The organism is Dellaglioa sp. CoH-56-MRSF-11, assembly GCF_056782135.1.
Map to the genome: position 1 here is coordinate 1 of NZ_JBXAYE010000050.1, position 368 is coordinate 368.

The window sequence follows — 368 nt, forward strand, 5'->3', positions numbered from 1 at the left end:
ATATGCATGTACGGAACAGCAGTTCAACGAAAAGATGAGTGAGGCGCTTGCCGCGATTGGTGTCGAGAACCCGCTCGGGGCACTGGAACGCGCGGCCGCAGATGGGGTGCCAGTGCCACTCAAGATGTGGCTTTCGGCGGCTGGCATCAATCTGGTCGAACTGGAAAAGGACATCGTAGACGGCGAGGATTTGCGCGTTCTGCTCACGAATAACACGATCAACGTGCTGGAAGAGGTGGCTCGCGGCATCGTGGCCTCAAAGGGCAAGTATGGCGTCCACGCGTTCAACGCCCTGATTATGAACTTGCGGGACTTGATCAGTAAATAAATGTTGACACCGAAGAGCCACCACGTTAAACTGGTGGCTC

The 368-nt window shown here is 55.4% G+C and carries 1 protein-coding gene; it reads left to right on the forward strand.

Translation table 11 applies throughout. The features are described 5' to 3' along the window. On the forward strand, positions 1–328 hold a 328-nt coding region (locus AC1RPT_RS07790; protein WP_481762983.1), incomplete at its 5' end, for a hypothetical protein. Positions 329–368: the final 40 nt, after the last annotated feature.